This is a genomic window from Streptomyces saintjeani, from assembly GCF_055409605.1.
The window spans coordinates 3,703,082-3,721,594 of sequence record NZ_CP189624.1; the positions used below are offsets into that span (position 1 = coordinate 3,703,082).

Annotated in this window: 12 protein-coding genes; 7 read left to right on the forward strand and 5 right to left on the reverse strand. The window is 72.0% G+C overall.

Annotated features, from left to right (window positions below; all coding sequences use genetic code 11):
* Positions 1-37: 37 nt before the first annotated feature.
* From ACQCO7_RS16620 to ACQCO7_RS16630, 3 genes are all read right to left on the reverse strand, one after another.
* Positions 38-1,522: a DUF5719 family protein gene (locus ACQCO7_RS16620; RefSeq protein ID WP_464072563.1), complete on the reverse strand. Its 1,485-nt coding sequence runs from the start codon at positions 1,520-1,522 to the stop codon at positions 38-40.
* A complete protein-coding gene (locus ACQCO7_RS16625; protein ID WP_464072564.1) occupies positions 1,519-5,124 on the reverse strand; it encodes a glycosyltransferase family 2 protein in 3,606 nt (1,201 codons plus the stop codon). The genes ACQCO7_RS16620 and ACQCO7_RS16625 overlap by 4 nt, the downstream gene beginning before the upstream one ends.
* A gap of 193 nt (positions 5,125-5,317) precedes the next feature.
* Positions 5,318-5,581: a WhiB family transcriptional regulator gene (locus ACQCO7_RS16630; protein ID WP_003975777.1), complete on the reverse strand. Its 264-nt coding sequence runs from the start codon at positions 5,579-5,581 to the stop codon at positions 5,318-5,320.
* 660 nt (positions 5,582-6,241) lie between these two features.
* Between ACQCO7_RS16630 and ACQCO7_RS16635 the strand changes: the two genes are divergently transcribed.
* From ACQCO7_RS16635 to ACQCO7_RS16650, 4 genes are all read left to right on the forward strand, one after another.
* On the forward strand, positions 6,242-6,760 hold the full coding sequence (locus tag ACQCO7_RS16635; RefSeq protein ID WP_464072565.1) for a cysteine dioxygenase: 519 nt from the start codon (positions 6,242-6,244) through the stop codon (positions 6,758-6,760).
* 48 nt (positions 6,761-6,808) lie between these two features.
* On the forward strand, positions 6,809-7,768 hold the full coding sequence (cofD, locus tag ACQCO7_RS16640; protein WP_464072566.1) for a 2-phospho-L-lactate transferase: 960 nt from the start codon (positions 6,809-6,811) through the stop codon (positions 7,766-7,768).
* Positions 7,765-9,093 (forward strand): coenzyme F420-0:L-glutamate ligase, encoded by a 1,329-nt coding sequence (locus tag ACQCO7_RS16645; protein ID WP_464072567.1) that lies wholly within the window; start codon positions 7,765-7,767, stop codon positions 9,091-9,093. The genes cofD and ACQCO7_RS16645 overlap by 4 nt, the downstream gene beginning before the upstream one ends.
* Positions 9,094-9,219: 126 nt before the next feature.
* Positions 9,220-10,233, forward strand: coding sequence for a DNA-3-methyladenine glycosylase family protein (locus ACQCO7_RS16650; RefSeq protein ID WP_464072568.1), 1,014 nt, complete (start codon positions 9,220-9,222; stop codon positions 10,231-10,233).
* Positions 10,234-10,730: 497 nt separating this feature from the next.
* Here the strand turns inward: ACQCO7_RS16650 and manB are convergent, their stop codons facing one another.
* The gene (gene manB / locus ACQCO7_RS16655) at positions 10,731-11,813 is read right to left on the reverse strand and encodes a mannose-1-phosphate guanylyltransferase (RefSeq protein WP_464072569.1); all 1,083 of its coding nucleotides are present in this window, start codon (positions 11,811-11,813) and stop codon (positions 10,731-10,733) included.
* A 209-nt stretch (positions 11,814-12,022) separates the two neighbouring features.
* Positions 12,023-13,210, reverse strand: coding sequence for an N-acetylmuramoyl-L-alanine amidase (locus ACQCO7_RS16660; RefSeq protein WP_464072570.1), 1,188 nt, complete (start codon positions 13,208-13,210; stop codon positions 12,023-12,025).
* A 129-nt stretch (positions 13,211-13,339) separates the two neighbouring features.
* Between ACQCO7_RS16660 and ACQCO7_RS16665 the strand changes: the two genes are divergently transcribed.
* The 3 genes from ACQCO7_RS16665 (at position 13,340) to ACQCO7_RS16675 (ending at position 17,932) form a co-directional block, all read left to right on the forward strand.
* Positions 13,340-14,098 carry a TIGR03089 family protein gene (locus ACQCO7_RS16665; RefSeq protein WP_464072571.1) on the forward strand — a complete coding sequence of 253 codons (759 nt, stop codon included), beginning with the start codon at positions 13,340-13,342 and terminating at the stop codon, positions 14,096-14,098.
* A 736-nt stretch (positions 14,099-14,834) separates the two neighbouring features.
* Positions 14,835-15,920 carry an LCP family protein gene (locus tag ACQCO7_RS16670; protein ID WP_464072572.1) on the forward strand — a complete coding sequence of 362 codons (1,086 nt, stop codon included), beginning with the start codon at positions 14,835-14,837 and terminating at the stop codon, positions 15,918-15,920.
* Between the two features lie 245 nt (positions 15,921-16,165).
* Complete coding sequence (locus tag ACQCO7_RS16675) at positions 16,166-17,932, forward strand: LCP family protein (protein WP_464072573.1); 1,767 nt, start codon at positions 16,166-16,168, stop codon at positions 17,930-17,932.
* Positions 17,933-18,513 lie beyond the last annotated feature (581 nt).

Below are 18,513 nucleotides of genomic sequence, written 5' to 3' on the forward strand. Positions count from 1 at the left end.
TTCAGGGGTGATCAACACCCGAATCGCCATGCGGAGTTCAGCCCCCGTTCAAGATCGACAGGTCCTGCGTGCTGTCCGGGACGGCGACCGTGCCCCGGTCGTCGGGGAGGGTCTGCGTGGTGAAGCCGGGGGCGTCGTCGTCGGTGGAGACCAGCGTGCGGGAGGCGTACACGGGCCCGCCGGAGACGGTCTCGACGGTCAGCGCGTACGTCCCCTTCAGCCCGGCGGGCACGGGCAGGGCGACGTCCTGGGTGGTGCCCGCCTTGACGGTGTACGTCTTCGAGGCGGCCGTCCCCGCTTCGGTGCCGGCGGACGCGGTGACCTTGACCTGGGCGGTCGCCGTGGGCGCGGTGATCGACAGGGTGGTGCCCTTGGCGGTGTTGCCGAGGACGGACGCGCGCGTGCCGACGGGCGCGGTGGCCGGGATGAACGAGGTCTCCTGGTCGTTGCCCTTGCCCCGGGTGACGCGGACCGCCGCGACGAACGGCGTGGTGACGTCGCCCGGGGACAGGACCAGAGAACCGGCCTCCCCGCGCGTGATGTCGCCGAGGTCGACGGAGGTGGTGCTGCCCGCCTTGATGTGGAGGGTCTCGTGGCCGGCCGGGGTGATGAGGCCGTTGGCGGAGGCGAGCTGGATCTTCAGGTCGGCGTCGGTGTCGTCGGGGGTGAAGGCGACCAGGCGCACGGCGGTGGCGTCCTTGGGGATGCCGGGGATGACCAGGGTGTTCGCCGGGTCCGTGGAGGCGGTCAGCCAGTCGCCGCCGAGCTTGTCGTCGAGGGCCTGGACGGCGGCGCCGACGCGCCCGCTGCGGACGTTCACGTGGACGGTGACGTCGTCGAGCTTGTCGGTGCTGAGGGTGGACAGCAGGATCGGCTCGCTGGAGTGCGCGGGGACGGTGATGCCGTCGCCCACGGAGGAGTCGAGGGCGCCCTCGGGGCCGTACAGCTCGACGTCGACGACGGCCGCCGAGTCGTCCGGGTTGGTGAGGTGGAGGTAGTCGGTGCGGTCGGCCGCCGTGCTCGCGCCGGGGAACCAGAACTCGGTGTCGGGGGCGCCGCAGGCGAGGCCGAGCAGGCCCCGGCCGGTGCCGGCGGCGACGCCGGTGGTGGCCTGGAGGGTCCAGCCGGGCGCGTACCTGCCCTCGGCGGTGCCGACCAGCGCGGGCGCACTGCCGCCGCTGACGTCGCCGGTGACGGGCTTGCCGGGGGCGCCGGGGATGACGGCGGACTTGCCCGCGGGCTTCGTCCTCCCGCCCTGCGCGCTCTCCGCGACCCCGGTGAGGGTCGCCCTGCCCTTGTCGCCGGTGCCCTCGGTGACCGGCGTGAAGGACGTGTACTGGGTGTCGGCGAGGTCGGAGGTGCTGGGCGCCGGGCAGACCAGGCCGGTGCGCTCGACGGGCAGCCGGGAGGCCGCCCCGGGCGTGGCGGTGCCGGCCTGCGCCGGTTCCTGGACGACGGCGAAGGCGGTGACGGCGGCGAGCGCGGCCGTCCCGGCGATCAGGGACACGGTGGTGCGGTTCACTGCTGGCTCCCGTCGGGGCGCTGGTACGGCTGCGCCGGGTCGTAGCCCTGCTGGTACGAGGGGTCGTAGGGCTGCTGGTCGCCGTAGCCCTGCTGGTCGTACGGCGGCTGCTGCGGCTGCTGGGGCTGTCCGTCGTAGCCGTACGGGTCGTACTGGCCCGCCTGGTACGGGTCGTACTGGGCGCCGTTCTGGTCGTAGCCGCCGGGCTGGTACGGGTACTGCTCGGCGCCCGCGTACTCGGCGGCGTCCCACTCGCCGTAGGGCTGCTGCTGCGGGACGGCGGCCGGGGGGTCCTCGGCGGGGTGCTCGGCCGGTACGGCGGTCTCCTCGGCCTCCGCGCGGTCGCGCAGGCGGCGGGCGCGGCGGCCCTCGCCGGCGGCCTGGACGGGGATGAGCTGTTCCTCGGCCTCGGGGAGGTCGTCGTCGACGTCCCGGCGGCGGCCGGGCAGGGCGAGGACGACGAGCACGAGGGCGAGGGCGCCCTGGGTCCACAGCCACAGGGTGTGGGTGAAGGGGTCCTCGTAGGTGACGTCGAGTGTCCCGCCCGTGGACGGGAGCTCGAAGCCCTGCGCCCAGCCGTCGACGGTGACGGCCTTGAGGGGCTTGCCGTCGAGGGTGGCGGACCAGCCGTCGGCGACGGCGTCGGCGAGGCGCAGGACGCGTCCCTCGGGGCCGTCCTCGACGGTGGTGTGGATCTCGACGGGCCCGGCGCCGACCGCGACGGGCGTGCCGGAGCCGTCCGCGGCGACGATCGACGCGCGCGAGACCTCGCGGCCCACGCGCCACAGGGCGCTGCCGTTCTGCTGGCTGAGGCGGCTGAGTCCGGGCGTGGCGTCCAGGACGCGGGCGACCTCGCGCGGGGCGCCCTTGTGGACGAGGACGTAGCGCACCGCGAACTTGCCGAGCTCGCTGGTCTGGTCGGCGCCGGAGCCCGCGACCAGGTTGGCGACGACCTTGTCGAGCTGCTTGTTCTCGCCGTCGGCCGAGGCGGTCTCGGCGTCCCCCATGCGGGTGCCGGAGCCCCGGACCAGCATGTACGAGACGTGGGCGGCGGAGTCGCTGTCCAGGACCAGCGTGCGGGCCTGGTCGCGGGTGCCGGCCTCCTCGGCGACGAACGCGGGCACCTGCACGGGGTCGCGGCGCTCCAGGGGGCCGTCGGCGCCCCGGATCATCCAGCCGGCCGCGATGAGCAGCGGGCCCGCGGCGGCGGCGAAGGCGATGAGGGCGGCGACGGGCTGGCGCCAGCCGAAGCTCTGCTCGGCGACCCGGGAGCGGGCGCCGTCGGCGCCGATCATCGCGGCGCACAGCAGGGCGAGGCCGTAGACGAGGGTGGCGGGGCCCGCCCACGCGTCGCCGTTGGACAGGACGGCGAAGACCAGGCCGACCAGGGCGACCGCCCAGGCCGCCCACACGCCGGTGTGCCGCTCGGAGCGCAGCAGGGCGGCGAGCGCGGCGAGGACGACGCCGGCGAGCATCAGGCCGCTGACCGTGCCGGGGCCGCCGGGGCTCGCGCCGAGCAGGTCGAGGGCGGTCGCGGCGGAGGCGCCGAAGTCGAGGCCGGCCTCCTGGAAGAAGCCGGTCGGCAGGAGGGACAGCGACCAGGGGGCCAGGATCAGCAGGGGGGTGCCGAGCTGGGCGAGGAAGCGCGGCCCGTAGGCGACGAGTTCGGTGCGGCGCACGGCGAGGACGGCGAGGCCGAGGACCAGCGCGATGGGCCACACGATCGGCGTGAACGCGGTGGTGACGGTCAGCAGCAGGGCGTACGCCCAGGTGGCCCGCCAGCTGCCGCGCGCGCCCGAGGAGTGCGCGAGGCCGCTGGCGGCGATGCCCGCGCGGGCGATCAGCGGGAGCAGGATCGCGAGGACGGCGGTGCCGAGGCGGCCTCCCGCGAGCGCGCCGGTGACGGCGGGCAGGAAGGCGTAGACGACGGCCGCCCACGCGCGCAGGAGGCGTGAGGTGACCAGCGGCCGGGAGGCGAAGTAGGCGGTGAACCCGGCGAGCGGGACCGAGCAGACCAGCAGGAGCGTGACGGCGAGGCCGGTCGAGCCGAACAGGACGGCGGCGAGCGCGGCGACGATCGCCAGGTAGGGCGGCGCGGCGGGGGTGCCGCCCGCGCCGACGGGGTGCCAGGCGTCGGTGTAGCGGTTCCACAGCTCGGAGGCGTCACCGGGGGCGGGCAGCAGGGCGCCGCCCGCGAGCGCGCCGGTGCCGAGCAGGGCGCGGCAGGCGGCGAGGGAGATCAGCAGCAGGGCGACGAAGAGCACCGGGCCGGGTTTGCGGGCGATGCGCTTGAGGCGGGCGAACTGCTCGATCTCCAGGAAGTCCGCGTCGTCCCCGCCGGGTCCCGACTCGATGCCGCCGCCGTGCCGCCCGGGGGCGGTGTCGGCGTCGGAGGAGTCCAGGAAGCTCCCGGCGGCCTGTTCGACGGTGGCCCGCAGGGTCGCGCCGGGCGGCGGGAACAGGGCGCGCAGTTCGCCCTTGTCGATGACGGACTTCCCGCGCGCGCGGCGGCCGGCGATGATCCGCTCGGGCCGCAGCAGGGTGCCGAACAGGCCCCGGATCTCGTCGACGGCCTGTCCGGGGACCTTGCCCACGAGGTAGGCGAACGTCCTGAGGACCGTCCCGATGACGATCCGGAAGAGCACCCAGGGGAGCGCCGCCGTACGGCTGTTGACGAGGAGGGTGTGGACGGCGCCGGCCTTGTCGACCTTGTGCGGGGAGGCGGTGGTACGGCCCGCGCAGTCGACGGTGCGGCGCTCGCGGGAGGCCGCCTCGGCGTGCCGGACGACGGCCTCGGGGGCGACCAGGACGCGGTGGCCCAGGGAGGTCGCGCGCCAGCAGAGGTCGACGTCGTCGCGCATGAGGGGCAGGCGGCGGTCGAAGCCGCCGAGGTCCTCGAAGACGTCCCTGCGCACGAGCATGCCGGCGGTGGAGACGGCGAGGACCGGGCGGACGTGGTCGTGCTGGCCCTGGTCCTGTTCGCGGCGGTCCAGCCCCGTCCAGCGGCGGCCGGAGGGGGCGATGGTGACGCCGACTTCGAGGAGCTGGCGCCTGTCGTACCAGCCGCGGAGTTTGGGGCCGACGACCGCCACGTCGTCGCGGCCCAGCTCCAGTTCGTTGTCCACGACGCGGAGCAGCTCGGCGAGCGCGTCGGGTTCGGGGGCGCTGTCGTCGTGCAGCAGCCACAGCCACTGGACCGGTTCGCCGTACGGGAGTTCGGGCATGTCGTACGCGTCGTCGCGCCAGGTGCGCGTGACGGGGTCCCAGCCGCTCGGGCGCTTGAGGTAGGGCAGTTCCTCCGGGGTGAGGCGCGGTGCGGTGCGGGTGGCCTCCTCGACGGCCTGGCCGAAGCCGGTGCGCCGGGCGAGGTGCAGGACGCGGCCTTCGCCGAGGGCCTCGGTGAGCAGCTGGGCGGAGTCGTCCGCGCTGCCGGTGTCGGCGGCCACGACGGACTGGACCGGGCGCTCCTGGCCGAGCAGTCCGGCGAGCGCGTCGGGCAGCCAGCGGGCGCCGTCGTGGGCGACGAGGACCGCGGTCACCACGTGACGCGGGAACTCTGGCGTGGCAGCGTCGCGGGCTGCCGTATGGCTGTGCACGGACATCGAGGTACGGGCCCCGGTTCGATGGACTGCGGTGAACGCCCCTGCCGCATGAGGACGGTGGGGTGTCTCGGACGAGCGACCACACTATCGGCTGGGCAAGACCACGGCCCGCCGCCTGTGGATAACCCACCGGCGACGGGCCGTCGTCCTCGTTCCGTGCCAGGCCAGAGGCCCTTCCTACAGTCGTACCGGGTCAGACCGCCGCCTTCTTCAGGCGGCGGCGCTCCCGTTCGGAGAGGCCGCCCCAGATGCCGAAGCGCTCGTCGTTGGCGAGGGCGTATTCGAGGCATTCGGAGCGGACCTCGCAGGCGAGGCAGACCTTCTTGGCCTCGCGCGTGGAGCCGCCCTTCTCGGGGAAGAAGGACTCGGGATCGGTCTGGGCGCACAGCGCGCGCTCCTGCCAGCCGAGTTCCTCGTCCGCGTCGTCGACCAGCAGTTGCTGCACCAGCTCGGTCATGTGCGCCCCTCGTCTGTCTTTCGCGTCCCCGTGCCGGGCCGTCAACCGTCAAGCGGTGACGGCCGAACGACACGAGTGAAATTACAAGTGTGCTGCTCCGGGCGAGTCAAGCCGAGATCTGCTATTGGGCCCCTTATTCACTCTGCGGAACCAAGGAGGCGCGGAAAGTGTTCAAATCGCCATAAACCTTGACATGCAGACGAGGCCTGACGGCCTGTACGGGAAAGGACGCCATCAACTGCGTTCTCGTTCCGACACGCGGGTCACGCGCCCGGTTGTGCGCCATGTGTCCCGGTGAGCGCGTGAACAAACCTTTCGTCTCACAGACGTACCGGATGGGGTGAATCGCGTCCCACCCTTCGGGGGTCGAGTTGACACCGGGAGTGTGAGCCGCTGTCCTAGTGGGCATGCTCGCGAACTTGGCCACCACCTCGACCCGCACCGCCGGGTCCCTCGGTGCTGCCCGTGCTCGCCGTGGCTGTTGTTGCTGTCCCAGCTGTTGAGCCCCACCGCGCTCCGGCTGTCCCCCTGAGTCCACCGCGACTCGGCTGTCTGTTCCCCCGCCCGCACCAGGGCACCTGCGCCACCCGTGACCCGGGCGGCCGGTACGCGACACCCAGCCCCCCGCACCGCAACTCCCGCCGAGGAACCACCGCACCCATGAACAGCGACAACGACCTCCAGATCGCCGGCGACATCCTCGAAGTCCCGCATCTGCTCCAGCCCCCGCGCGAGCACCCCGCCACCGTCGCCGAGTTCGTCGGCCTCGCGCGGGGCATCGCCCAAGGCCGCTCCGAGTGGGAGCACCTCGTCCGGTACGACGCCACCAGCCGCTGGTACCACCGGCTGCGCACGGGCCCGGGGTACGAGGTGTGGCTGCTGTCCTGGCTCCCCGGGCAGGGCACCGGGCTGCACGACCACGGGCCTTCGTCCGGGGTGATGACGGTGCTCGACGGGACACTCACCGAACACACAGCGCGCACCGAGCGGGGGGCGCGGAAGCTTTCCGGGGGCGCGCAGCGGGTGTTCGCGCCGGGGTACGCGCACGACGTGGTGAACGACACTCTGGAGCCCGCGATCAGCCTGCACATCTATTACCCGGGTCTCACCGAGATGCCGATGCACACCCCCGCGCAGGCGTGCGCCGGGCGCGAGGAGAGCCGCGCGGCGGGCGTCTGAGACGGCGGGGGCCACCGCGTTGTCGGAGGGGCCTGCGAGACTTCTCCCATGCGCATTGTGGTTCTGGCAGGCGGTATCGGCGGGGCACGCTTCCTGCGCGGTCTGAAGAAGGCCGTGCCGGACGCGGACATCACCGTGATCGGCAACACGGGGGACGACATTCACCTGTTCGGGCTGAAGATCTGTCCGGACCTCGACACGGTGATGTACACGCTCGGCGAGGGCATCGACGAGGAGCGGGGCTGGGGGCGGGCCGACGAGTCCTTCCGGGTCAAGGAGGAGCTCGCCGCGTACGGCGTCGGGCCGGAGTGGTTCGGGCTCGGGGACCGGGACTTCGCGACGCACATCGTGCGGACGCAGATGATCGGCGCCGGGTATCCGCTCAGCGCCGTCACGGAGGCGCTGTGCGACCGGTGGAAGCCGGGGGTGCGGCTGCTGCCGATGACCGACGACCGGGTCGAGACGCACGTCGCCGTCGAGGTGGACGGGGAGCGCAAGGCGATCCACTTCCAGGAGTACTGGGTGCGGCTGCGGGCGTCCGTGCCCGCGCAGGCCGTCGTCCCCGTCGGCGCGGAGCAGGCGAAGCCGGCGCCGGGGGTGCTGGAGGCGATCGCCTCGGCCGACGTGATCCTCTTCCCGCCGTCCAATCCCGTCGTCTCGATCGGGACGATCCTCTCCGTGCCGGGCATCCGTGAGGCCGTCGCCGAGGCGGGCGTTCCCGTCGTCGGGCTCTCCCCCATCGTCGGGGACGCGCCCGTGCGCGGGATGGCCGACAAGGTGCTCGCGGCCGTGGGGGTCGAGTCGAGTGCCGCCGCTGTCGCCGAGCACTACGGGTCCGGGCTGCTCGACGGGTGGCTCGTCGACAAGGCCGATACGGACGCCGTCGCGCGCGTGGAGGGCGCCGGGATCCGGTGCCGGGCCGTGCCGCTGATGATGACCGACGACGAGGCGACCGCCGTGATGGCGGGCGAGGCGCTGAAGATGGCGGAGGAGGTGCGGGGGCGGTGAGCGAAGAAGAGGAAAGCGGGTGTGACGTGGGCGGGTATCGCGTGTGGGCCGTTGCCGGGCTGCCCGAGGTTCAGGACGGGGACGATCTCGCCAAGTTGATCGCCGGGGCCGAACCCGGGCTGGTCGACGGGGACGTCGTCGTCGTGACGTCCAAGATCGTGTCCAAGGCCGAGGGGCGGGTCGTCGCGGCGGACGACCGGGAGGCCGCCATCGACGCGGAGACCGTGCGGGTCGTCGCTCGGCGGGGGACCCTCAGGATCGTCGAGAACCGGCAGGGGCTCGTCATGGCCGCCGCCGGGGTCGACGCGTCCAACACGCCCGCCGGGACCGTACTGCTGCTGCCCGAGGACCCCGACGCGTCCGCGCGCGCGATCCGTGACGGGCTGCGCGGCGCCCTCGGGGTCGACGTCGGGGTCGTCGTCAGCGACACCTTCGGGCGGCCCTGGCGGGCCGGGCTGACCGACGTCGCCATCGGGGCGGCGGGGGTGCGCGTGCTCGACGATCTGCGGGGTGGGATCGACGCGTACGGGAATCCGCTCGTCGCGACCGTCGTCGCCACCGCCGATGAGCTCGCCGCCGCCGGGGATCTCGTCAAGGGGAAGGCTTCCGGGCTGCCTGTCGCCGTCGTGCGGGGACTTGCGCATGTCGTCGGCGCGGCGGAGGCCGGGGAAGGGGCCCGGCGCATGGTTCGCGGGGCCGACGACGACATGTTCCGGCTCGGGACGTCCGAGGCCGTGCGGCTTGCCGTCACCCAGCGGCGGACCGTGCGGGCCTTCACCGATGAACCCGTCGATCCCGGTGCCGTGCGGCGGGCCGTCGCCGCTGCCGTCACCGCGCCCGCGCCCCATCACACCACCCCCTGGCGGTTCGTCCTGCTGGAGTCCGAGGCGTCCCGGGTGCGGCTCCTCGACGCCATGCGCGATGCCTGGATCGCCGATCTTCGGCGGGACGGGAAGTCCGAGGAGTCCATCGCCAAGCGGGTGCGGCGCGGGGATGTGCTGCGGCGGGCTCCGTATCTCGTCGTGCCCTGTCTCGTGATGGACGGGGCCCACTTCTACGGCGATCCCCGGCGGGATGCCGCCGAGCGGGAGATGTTCGTCGTCGCCGCCGGGGCCGGGGTGCAGAACTTTCTCGTCGCGCTCGCCGGGGAGCGGCTCGGGTCCGCGTGGGTTTCCTCCACGATGTTCTGCCGGGATGTGGTGCGGAAGGTGCTGGAGCTGCCCTCCGGGTGGGATCCGATGGGGGCGGTTGCTGTGGGGCGGGCCGCGGAGGCGCCTGCGGACCGGGCCGAGCGAGGGGTGGAGGGGTTCGTCGAGGTGCGGTGAGGGAGGTGGTCGGGAGCCGGGGGAAGGGGCTGCCGTGAGGAGGGCGCTCGCCTGGCTTCGGTTCCCGTCCCCGCTTCGGTTTCCGTTCGGTCCGGTTCGTTTCGGTTCGGCTCGTGAGGGTGGTTCATGGCAGGGCGGTTCGCTCCTCGGTCCAACCCGGTGAGTCGTACGACCGTGCGGGGTGGGGATGCGCGGGTGCCTGGGGCCCGTGGGGGTGGTGGGGGGCCGGGTGGGCGGGTACGGACGTACGCGCCCCGTGGGCCCGTTGATCTCGGGCTTGTGCTGGGGCCCTTGCGGCGGGGGCCCGGGGATCCCACGTTTCGGGTCACTCCCGACGGGGCCGTGTGGCGGGGGAGTCTGACTCCCTGTGGGCCCGGGGCGTTGCGGGTTTCGCTTGAGGGGGGTGTGGTGCGGGGGGAGGCATGGGGGGCCGGGGCCGAGTGGCTGCTCGATCAGCTGCCCGCGCTGGTGGGGGAGTTCGATGATCCGTCCGGGTTTCTGCCTCGGCATCGGGTTGTCGCTGATGCCTGGCGGCGGCGGAAGGGGTTGCGGTTGGGGCGTACCGGGCTGGTTCTCGAGTCGTTGATTCCGTCTGTGCTGGAGCAGAAGGTGACCACCGATGAGGCTTATCGGGCCTGGGGGGTGCTGGTGCGGAAGTTCGGGGAAGTCGCGCCGGGGCCTGCGGCCGGGGGGCGGTTGTGGGTGATGCCCTCGCCTCGGGTGTGGGGCGGTGTTCCCTCCTGGGAGTGGCATCTCGCGGGGGTGGATGACAAGCGGGCCTCCACTGTGGTGCGGGCTGTTCGGGTTGCCGCGCGGTTGGAGGAGGGGGTGGGGGTGTCCGCCGAGGTGGCTCGGGGGCGGTTGGAGGTGGTGCCGGGGGTGGGGCCCTGGACCTCCGCGGAAGTTGTGCAGCGTAGTCATGGGGCGGTGGATGTCGTCACCGTGGGGGATCTGCATCTGCCGGGGATCGTGGGGTGGGTGCTCGGTGGGGAGCGGGATGCCGATGACGGGCGGATGTTGGAGTTGCTGGAGCCGTATGCGGGGCAGCGGCATCGGGCGGTTCGGTTGGTGTTGTTGAGCGGGGTGGGGCGTGAGCGGAGGGGTCCGCGGATGCCTGTCGGCGACATTCGGGGGATTTGATCTCGCCCCCGCCGCCCCTACCCGTCCCATCCCCAAGGGGCTCCGCCCCTTCGACCCCGGCCGGTTCGTTGTCGGGTGCGGGTTCGTCGTGGCTTGTCGCGCAGTTCCCCGCGCCCCTGAAAAGCGGCGGACGGGGGGCGTGGCTTTTGCAGGGCCCGCGTTCCAGTGGCCGTTCGCCTGTCGGTACGTCGTTGCTGGTCGCGTCCGCGCGGCGGAGCCGCATGTTGATACAGCCCCGCGCCCCTAAAAGACGCGGCAGATGGGGGGCGTGGCTTTTGCAGGGCCCGCGTCCCAGTGGCCGTTCGCCCGCCGGTACGTCGTTGCCGGTCGCGACCGCGCGGCGGAGCCGCATGTTGATACAGCCCCGCGCCCCCAAAAGCCGCAGACGGGGGGCGTGACATTCACAAGTCCCGCGTCCCAGTCCCCTATCAACCGCCGGTACCTCGTCGCCGTGGCGGAGCCGTTCCCCGTGCGGCCCCGCCCTCCCCTCGCTCCCCCTACTGGTCCGACGAGAATCTCACCGCGCCCGCCGGGATTCTTGCGTCGCACCAGATCCTTGCTCCGTCTCGGAGTTCGTTGTCGGGGCCGATGATTGCGCCGTCGCCGATGACTGTGCCGGTGAGGATGGAGCGGGTGCCGATTCGGGCTCGGGTGCCGATCAGGGAGTCGGTGATGATCGCGCCGGGTTCGATCACCGCGCCGGGGAGGATGGTGGAGCCGGAGACTCGGGCTCCTTCTGAGATCAGGGCGCCTTCGCCCACCACCGTGCCGCCCGTCAGCTTCGCGTCGGGGGCCACCCGTGCCGTGGGGAGGATCAGGCGGTCGCCGCAGCGGCCGGGGACCGCGGGGGACGGGGCCCGGCCCAGGACCAGGTCCGCTGAGCCCCGGACGAAGGCGGCGGGGGTGCCGAGGTCGAGCCAGTACGTGGAGTCGACCATGCCCTGGAGGTGGGCCCCGGCCGTCAACAGCCCCGGAAAGGTCTCCCGTTCCACCGAGACCGGGCGGCCCGTCGGGATCGTGTCGATGACCGAGCGGCGGAAGACGTACGCGCCCGCGTTGATCTGGTCGGTGACGATCTCCTCCGGCGTGGTCGGCTTCTCCAGGAACGCCAGGACCCTGCCCGTGTCGTCCGTGGGGACCAGCCCGTACGCGCGCGGGTCGGTGACCTTCGTGAGGTGGAGGGAGACGTCCGCGCCGGTCGTCTCGTGGGTCGTGACCAGGCGGCGGATGTCGAGGCCCGTGAGGATGTCGCCGTTGAAGACCAGGACCGGGTCGTCGGGGCCGGCGTGGAGGCGCGAGGCGACGTTGCGGATGGCGCCGCCGGTGCCGAGGGGCTCGTCCTCGGTGACGTACTCGATGTGGAGGCCGAGGGCGGAGCCGTCGCCGAAGTGGGGCTCGAAGACCTCCGCCAGGTACGAGGTCGCGAGGACGATGTGGTCCACGCCGGCCGCCCTGGCCCGCGCCAGCTGGTGGGTGAGGAACGGCACGCCGGCCGCCCGCACCATCGGCTTGGGGGTGTGCACCGTGAGCGGGCGCAGCCGGGTTCCCTTGCCGCCGACCAGGAGGATCGCTTCTGTCACCTGTCGTCTCTGCTTCCTGCCGGGACCGGCCGAACTGGATTTCGGCCGGTCGGGGTTATGCGGGCTGCGGTAGCTGATCGCCGGGGGGTCGGACGCGGTACGCCGGCTCCGCTCGCGGCATCCGGTCCGGACGCCCCGTCGGGCTCCCGTCGGCACCCGTACGGCACCGCCATCTGGTCCTCCCCCACCGGTCCCGTCACGCCCTGCGGTCAGCGGCCCTGGTAGTGCGCGGCCGACGAGCGGGCCGTGCCGAGCCTGCTGTAGAGCTGGCGCCCCGGACAGTCCGTGGCGAAGCCGTCGCGGTGACCGGAGATGACGTTCAGTCGTACGTTCTTACCTTTTCGGTAGAGATTGCCACCCGCCGACTTGAGATATGTCGTTCCTCGGGGATTGACCCCGTAGATGCCGAGTTTCCAGGCCGTGATCCGGGCGACCGCCTTCACCGCGGCGGTGGACGGCCGGGTGGCGCCGTACGTGCCGATCACCGCGATGCCCACGCTGTTCGCGTTGAAACCGAGGGTGTGGGCGCCGAGGACCGGCTTGGTCACTCCCCCGGCGCGGCCCTCGTAGATGGTGCCGCACTTGTCGACGAGGAAGTTGTAACCAATGTCTTTCCAGCCCATGCTCTTGACGTGGTAGCGGTAGATACCGCGGATGACTGACGCCACTTGAGAGCATCGGTACCGATTCCCGGTGGCCGTGTGGTGAACGAAGGCCGCCTTGACGCTCTTCGTATAGGAAAACTTCTTCTCCCGGAGCTTCTCGTCGGCCCCCCACCCCTTGCGCGTGACGATGCGGGGCCGGGGGGCGCCGTGCGGGAGGGTGCGCGGGAGTTCGGGTACGTAGGTCCCGGCGGCCGGGGTGCCGACGCGCGCGCGGGCGCGCGGTGGGCCGACGACGGGGGTGTCCTGCGTGCCGGGGTCGACCAGTTCCGCCCGAAGTCCTGCCGGAAGGGCGCGCGTTCCGGTCGTATCCGGTCGGACCCTCAGTTCGATTCCGTCCGAATCGCCGACCCACAGCGGCGCCGTCCCCCCGCGCAGGCGCGTGGAGTCGTGTTCCGGGGTGCCGGGGTCCGCGCCGTGGTCGTCGGCGTGGGTCTCCAGGTCCTGCCAGTCGGACCAGCCGTCGGTGCCGGTGGGGCGGGTGCGGACCTGTACGGCGCCGTCGAGGTGCGCGGCGGGGTCGTCCCAGACGACGCCGAGCAGCGAGAAGGGGTGGACGTCGCGACGCGGTACGCCGGGGGCGGCGCCGAACGCGCGGGTGAGGGGGGCGAGGGGGAGCGACTGGGTGCTGCCCGCGAGTGCGGGCGCCGGCTGGACGGTCGGCGCCGCTGCGGCGGGCGGGAGGAGGGAGAAGGAGAGGGTGACGCCGATCGAGACAGCTAGCAATCCACGCATACCGACGATAGTGAACATAGTCATACATATCTGTCCATCGGGGAACTGACGGCCCGTCGGATCGGTTCGGCCGAACCGGTGAGCCGCCGGGCCGTCGCGCCCGCCCGCTGCCCCGATACGCTTGCGCGGGTGAACGCCACCGATCGCACCCCCGCCGACCTGCTGCGTTCCGCGCTCGCCGCGGACCCGGCCCGCCCCCTGGTGACCTTCTACGACGACGCCACCGGCGAACGCGTCGAACTCTCCGTCGCCACCTTCGCCAATTGGGTGGCCAAGACCGCCAACCTCCTCCAGGACGGCCTCTCCGTCGAACCCGGCGACCGCGTCGCCCTCCTCCTCCCCGCGCACTGGCAGACCGCCGTCTGGCTGCTGGCGTGTTCCTCCGTGGGCGCGGTCGCGGATGTGTACGGCGATCCCTCGCGCGCGGACGCCGTCGTCGCCGGGCCGGACGATCTGGATGCCGGGCGCGCGTGCCGGGGTGAGCGTTACGCCCTCTCCCTCGCGCCCCTGGGGCGGCGCTTCCTCCCCGCGCCGCCCGACGGCTACACCGACTACGCCGTGGAGGTCCCGACGTACGGCGACCGCTTCGCGCCGTACGCGCCGGTCGATCCCGAGGAGCCCGCGCTGGTCGTCGCGGGGGCGGAGCTGAGCGGCGCCGAGGTCGTGGAGCGGGCCCGCGCGGACGCCGGCCGGCTGGGACTGCTCGGCCCCGGCGGACGGCTCCTGAGCGGCCTCCCGTACGACACCTGGGACGGCCTCAGCGCCGGTCTGTACGCGCCTCTCGCGAGCGGCGGCTCGGTGGTGCTGTGCCGGAACCTCGGGGAGGCGAGCGAGGAGGCGGTGGCCAAGCGGGTGGAGAGCGAGAAGGTGACGGCTACGGCGCGCTGAGGCGGGCGGGTGGTGATCGGCCCTGAAAGGGCCTTGTCCTCACACGCCGGACAGGCTGGATGTGGTTGAGGCGAGTGGGAGGGGACTGCGGGTGGGGCGTGTCGACACGGGTACGTGGCTGGCGCCGGGTAGACGCGAATACACGGGTGGGGCCAGGTGAGCCCGCTCGACGCTCCGCCACCGCATCCAGCCGTCCCGGTCGGCGCTCCGCCGCCGCACCCCGCCCCGAGGCCCGCATCCCCGTCGCCGTTCCCCGCCGTCCCGGCCCGCCCTCCAACACCGCACCCCAGCACCTCGGCCTGCCCGCCACCCCGGCTCTCTGAGGCGGGGGAGGTTTCGGCGGGTGGGTGGTGGTCGGCCCTGAAAGGGCCTTGTCCTCAAGCGCCGGACAGGCTGGATGTGGTTGAGGCGGGTGGGAGGGAACTGCGGGTGAGGGCAGGGCAGCACGGGCGCGTGGCCGGCGCCAGGTAGACGCGAACGCGCGGGTGGGCCAGGTGCGCCCCGCCGCCGCATCCAGCCGTCCCGGCCCACTCCCCGCCGTCCCAGCCCACTCCCCGTCACCACACCCCACCACCCCGGCCCGGATTCCGACGCCGTATCCCGCCGTCCTGCCCGCGGCTCGACGCCCTCGCCTCCGCCCCCTCCCCCGTTCGGTCTATCCCCGGGCCGCATCCCGGCGTCTGGCGCGCCATCGTCGTAGGGACAGGGAATCTGCACGCGAGGGGGAGCACTCGGCATGCGCAGGGCGCGATGGTGGTGGGTCGGGGGTGGCGGGGTGGTGGGGGTGGCTGCTGTCCTGGGGATCACCGGAAGTGTGCTGTATGCGCGGCTCGACGGGAACATCACAGCTGATGAGGCCGCTGCCCGGGAGTTGGCCCGGTATGAGAGGGAGCGGCCTTCCTCGCTTGTCGAGGGGGCGCAGAATGTTTTGCTCATCGGGTCCGACTCGCGGGCCGGGGGCGGGAACGGGGCGTACGGGCGGGACACCGGGAGTGAGCGGGCCGACAGCATGATCCTGTTGCATCTGGCGGCGGGGCGGAAGAGCGCTACGGCTGTTTCGCTGCCCCGGGATCTGATGGTCCAGGTGCCGGAGTGTCCGGGGGCCGATGGGACGCGGAGCTCGCCCTCGTTCTCGATGCTCAACCATGCTTTTCAGGTGGGGGGTTCGGCTTGTGCGATCCGGACCGTCGAGGAGTTGACCGGGATTCGGGTCGATCATCATGTCGTCGTCGACTTCCAGGGGTTCAAGGAGATGGTCGACGCGGTGGACGGGGTCGAGGTCTGTCTCGCCGAGCCCGTCGACGACCGGGCGGCGAAGCTGCGGCTGCCCGCCGGGAAGGTCACGCTCAACGGGGAGCAGGCGCTCGGGTTCGTGCGCGCGCGCAAATCCCTCGGCGACGGCAGCGACACCGACCGCATGGACCGCCAGCAGCGTTTTCTCGCGGCGCTGGTGGACAAGGTGTGGAGCAATGGTGTGCTGCTGAATCCGGTGAAGCTCTATCCCGTGCTGGACGCGGCGACTTCCTCGGTGACGGCCGATCCGGAACTCGCGGGGTTGCGGGGGATGTACGAACTCGTCCGGGGTCTGCGCGAGATTCCCACCGATCGGGTGCAATTCCTGACGGTACCGAGAGAGTCGTACGTCTATAACACCAATCGCGACCAGCTCGTGCAGCCCGCCGCCGGAAAACTCTTCGGACGGCTCCGCGCCGATCTCCCCGTCTCCGTCGGCTCCGCCCCGCAGTCGTACGGACACGGTGTGCGCACGCCCGCCGTCCCGCTCTACCGGGGCGGCACAGCGGCCACACAGCGGTGTGAGTAAAGCAACCGCCAAGTACCCAAGATTTAACGAACTCCCGTTCCAGGAATTGCGCCGGATTGCCCGATGTAGGCACGTGGAATTTGTCACCACCGTCGCTTGACACCCGGACGGGCGGATAGTGTGAGCGACCCAGTGCACCCGGCCGCGAGCTCCTTCCCCGGGGCCGTGCACCGTAGACCGAAGACCTGAGCGCCTTTACGGGGGAAAAGGGCGCCGCGTGGCCCCGACGGAGGATTCGGACAACCGTGGACGCGCAAGGCCGTGGGCGGGCGGACAACATCGATCCCGCAGACCAGTGGGTGCTCAATCCGAACACCGGCGAATACGAACTGCGACTGGCTCCTTCCGCAGCGCAGTCGACCTCACCGGTGCCGTCGTCCGTGCCCGGACCCCGGAGGGCCGCGTCACGCGCGGCCACCGAGGCTCCCGCGCCGGACCGCGGCGCACTGCCCGGCGGGCCCGGGCGCGATGTGCCCGGACCCCGGCGCCGCAGGGGCGGTGCCGCTCCCGAGGAGCCGCTGCCCGGGCGCCGGGGGCGCAAGCCCGTCAAGAAGAAGGCCAAGGGGAAGAAGATCCTCGTGTGGACCGGCGGGACCATGGCGTTCCTGATGGTCGGCACGGCCGCCGCCGCGTACCTCTACATCGAGCACCTCAACGGCAACATCTCCTCCTCGTCCACCGACGGCGCCGGGACCGGTGGGTTCAGCAAGGACAAGGCCATCAACCTCCTGCTGATCGGCACCGACAAGCGGACCGGGTCCGGCAACGCGGGGTACGGGGACGCCGAGAGCGTCGGGCACGCCGATACGACGATCCTGCTGCACGTCTCCAAGGACCGGACCAACGCGACCGCGCTGTCCATCCCGCGTGACCTCATCGTCGACATCCCCGACTGTCCCACCGAGCAGGCCGACGGGACCTCCAAGGTCATCCCCGGTGAGGACGGGGTGCGCTTCAACACGAGCCTCGGGCAGCGGGACCGGACGCCGAGCTGCACCATGCGGACCGTCACCGAGCTGACCGGGATCACGCCGGACAACTTCATGGTCGCCGACTTCAACGCGGTGAAGACCCTCACGTCCGCCGTCGGCGGGGTCGAGGTGTGTCTCGCCAAGGACATCGACGACAAGGACTCCCACCTCAAGCTGTCCAAGGGGACGCATCTCATCGAGGGGGAGCAGGCACTCGCCTTCGTCCGTACCCGGCACTCCGTGGGGTTCGGGGGGGACCTGAGCCGGATCCAGATCCAGCAGCAGTTCCTCAGCGCGCTCATGCGGAAGCTCAAGTCCAACGACACGCTCAGCGATCCGACGAAGATGATAAAGCTGGCCGAGGCGGGGACGAAGGCGCTCACCGTCGACAGTCAGCTCGACAGCATCGGGAAGCTGAAGGATCTCGGACTCGAACTCGGGAAGCTCAACGTCAAGAACCTCACCTTCACGACCATTCCCGTCGTCGACAACCCGGCCGAGAAGGTCAAGGCGACCGTCGTGCTCAATCAGTCGACCGCTCCTACCGTGTTCCAGATGATCAAGGACGATGTGTCCTTCACGGAGGTCGCGCAGCAGGCCAAGGAGTCCAAGTCGGCCGCCGCCGCCGAGGCTGCCGCTCGGCTCAAGGGGACTCAGTCCGCCGCCTCCGCCGTGCGGGTTCAGGTCATGAACGGCGGGGCCGTTGCCGGTAGCGCTCAGGAGACGCTCAGCTGGTTGCAGAACGACGAAGGGGTGACCAAGTCCGAGAACGCGGGGAACGCGCCTGCGGAGTTGGCCAACACGACGCTTGAGTACGGGCCCGAGCAGGCCGATCAGGCTCGGAAGCTGGCCGCGATCATGGGGTTGCCGGGGACCGCTCTGAAGCCGGGGAAGAGTGTCGTCAACTCTCAGGGGTTGCCGACGATGACCCTGACGCTGGGGAAGGACTTCAAGGGGGCGGGGGTTTCGTTGACCGCGCCTACCAAGGTGCCGGAGTCGGTTGATAAGTCGACTGCGGACAAGGTGCAGTGTGCGAAGTAGGTAGCGCCGGGTTTTTCTCGCCCCCGCCGCCCCTACCCGTCCCTCCCCCAAGCTCTTCGAGCAGGGGGGACCCCCAGAAGGGGCTCCGCCCCTTCCACCCCAGCCAGGGGGCTCCGCCCCCTGGACCCCCGTCGGCCCTGAGGGCCTCGTCCTCAAACGCCGGACGGGCTGGAAGGAGATGGGCCGGGGTGGGTGGTTCGGTTGTGGGGGCGTTCTTCCTTCTCGCCGGTTCATGAGAAAACGGTAAGAGCGTGGCCGGGTCGGTCCGTTGGGGAACCCTGGGCGCTCTTCAGCGTCTTGTACAACGCGCGGGCGCTCCCGTGTGTCTCAGAAGGTGACGCGGGCGACGCACCGGGTCGGGTCGGCCCGGGGTGGTCCTGGGCCGGGGAGGGCAGGGGATGGCGCAGAGCGGTGCGGTGAAGGGGGAGGCGGCCGTGGGGGGCACGTCTGCGGACGTGACGTCCGAGGGCGGGGTGCCTGTCGGTGAGGCGTCTGCTGCGGGGGTGGCTTCCGAGAAGGGGGCCGCTGAGAACGGGGCCTCCGAAGGAGCGTCTGCTGCGGAGGAGCCTGTCAACGGGGCT

Coding starts and splice junctions, on each gene's coding strand:
- ACQCO7_RS16625 (WP_464072564.1), bottom strand. CDS start 5,124: ATGTCCGTGCACAGCCATACGGCAGCCCGCGACGCTGCCACGCCAGAG.
- ACQCO7_RS16630 (WP_003975777.1), bottom strand. CDS start 5,581: ATGACCGAGCTGGTGCAGCAACTGCTGGTCGACGACGCGGACGAGGAA.
- ACQCO7_RS16635 (WP_464072565.1), top strand. CDS start 6,242: ATGAACAGCGACAACGACCTCCAGATCGCCGGCGACATCCTCGAAGTC.
- cofD (WP_464072566.1), top strand. CDS start 6,809: ATGCGCATTGTGGTTCTGGCAGGCGGTATCGGCGGGGCACGCTTCCTG.
- ACQCO7_RS16650 (WP_464072568.1), top strand. CDS start 9,220: ATGGCAGGGCGGTTCGCTCCTCGGTCCAACCCGGTGAGTCGTACGACC.
- ACQCO7_RS16660 (WP_464072570.1), bottom strand. CDS start 13,210: ATGCGTGGATTGCTAGCTGTCTCGATCGGCGTCACCCTCTCCTTCTCC.
- ACQCO7_RS16670 (WP_464072572.1), top strand. CDS start 14,835: ATGCGCAGGGCGCGATGGTGGTGGGTCGGGGGTGGCGGGGTGGTGGGG.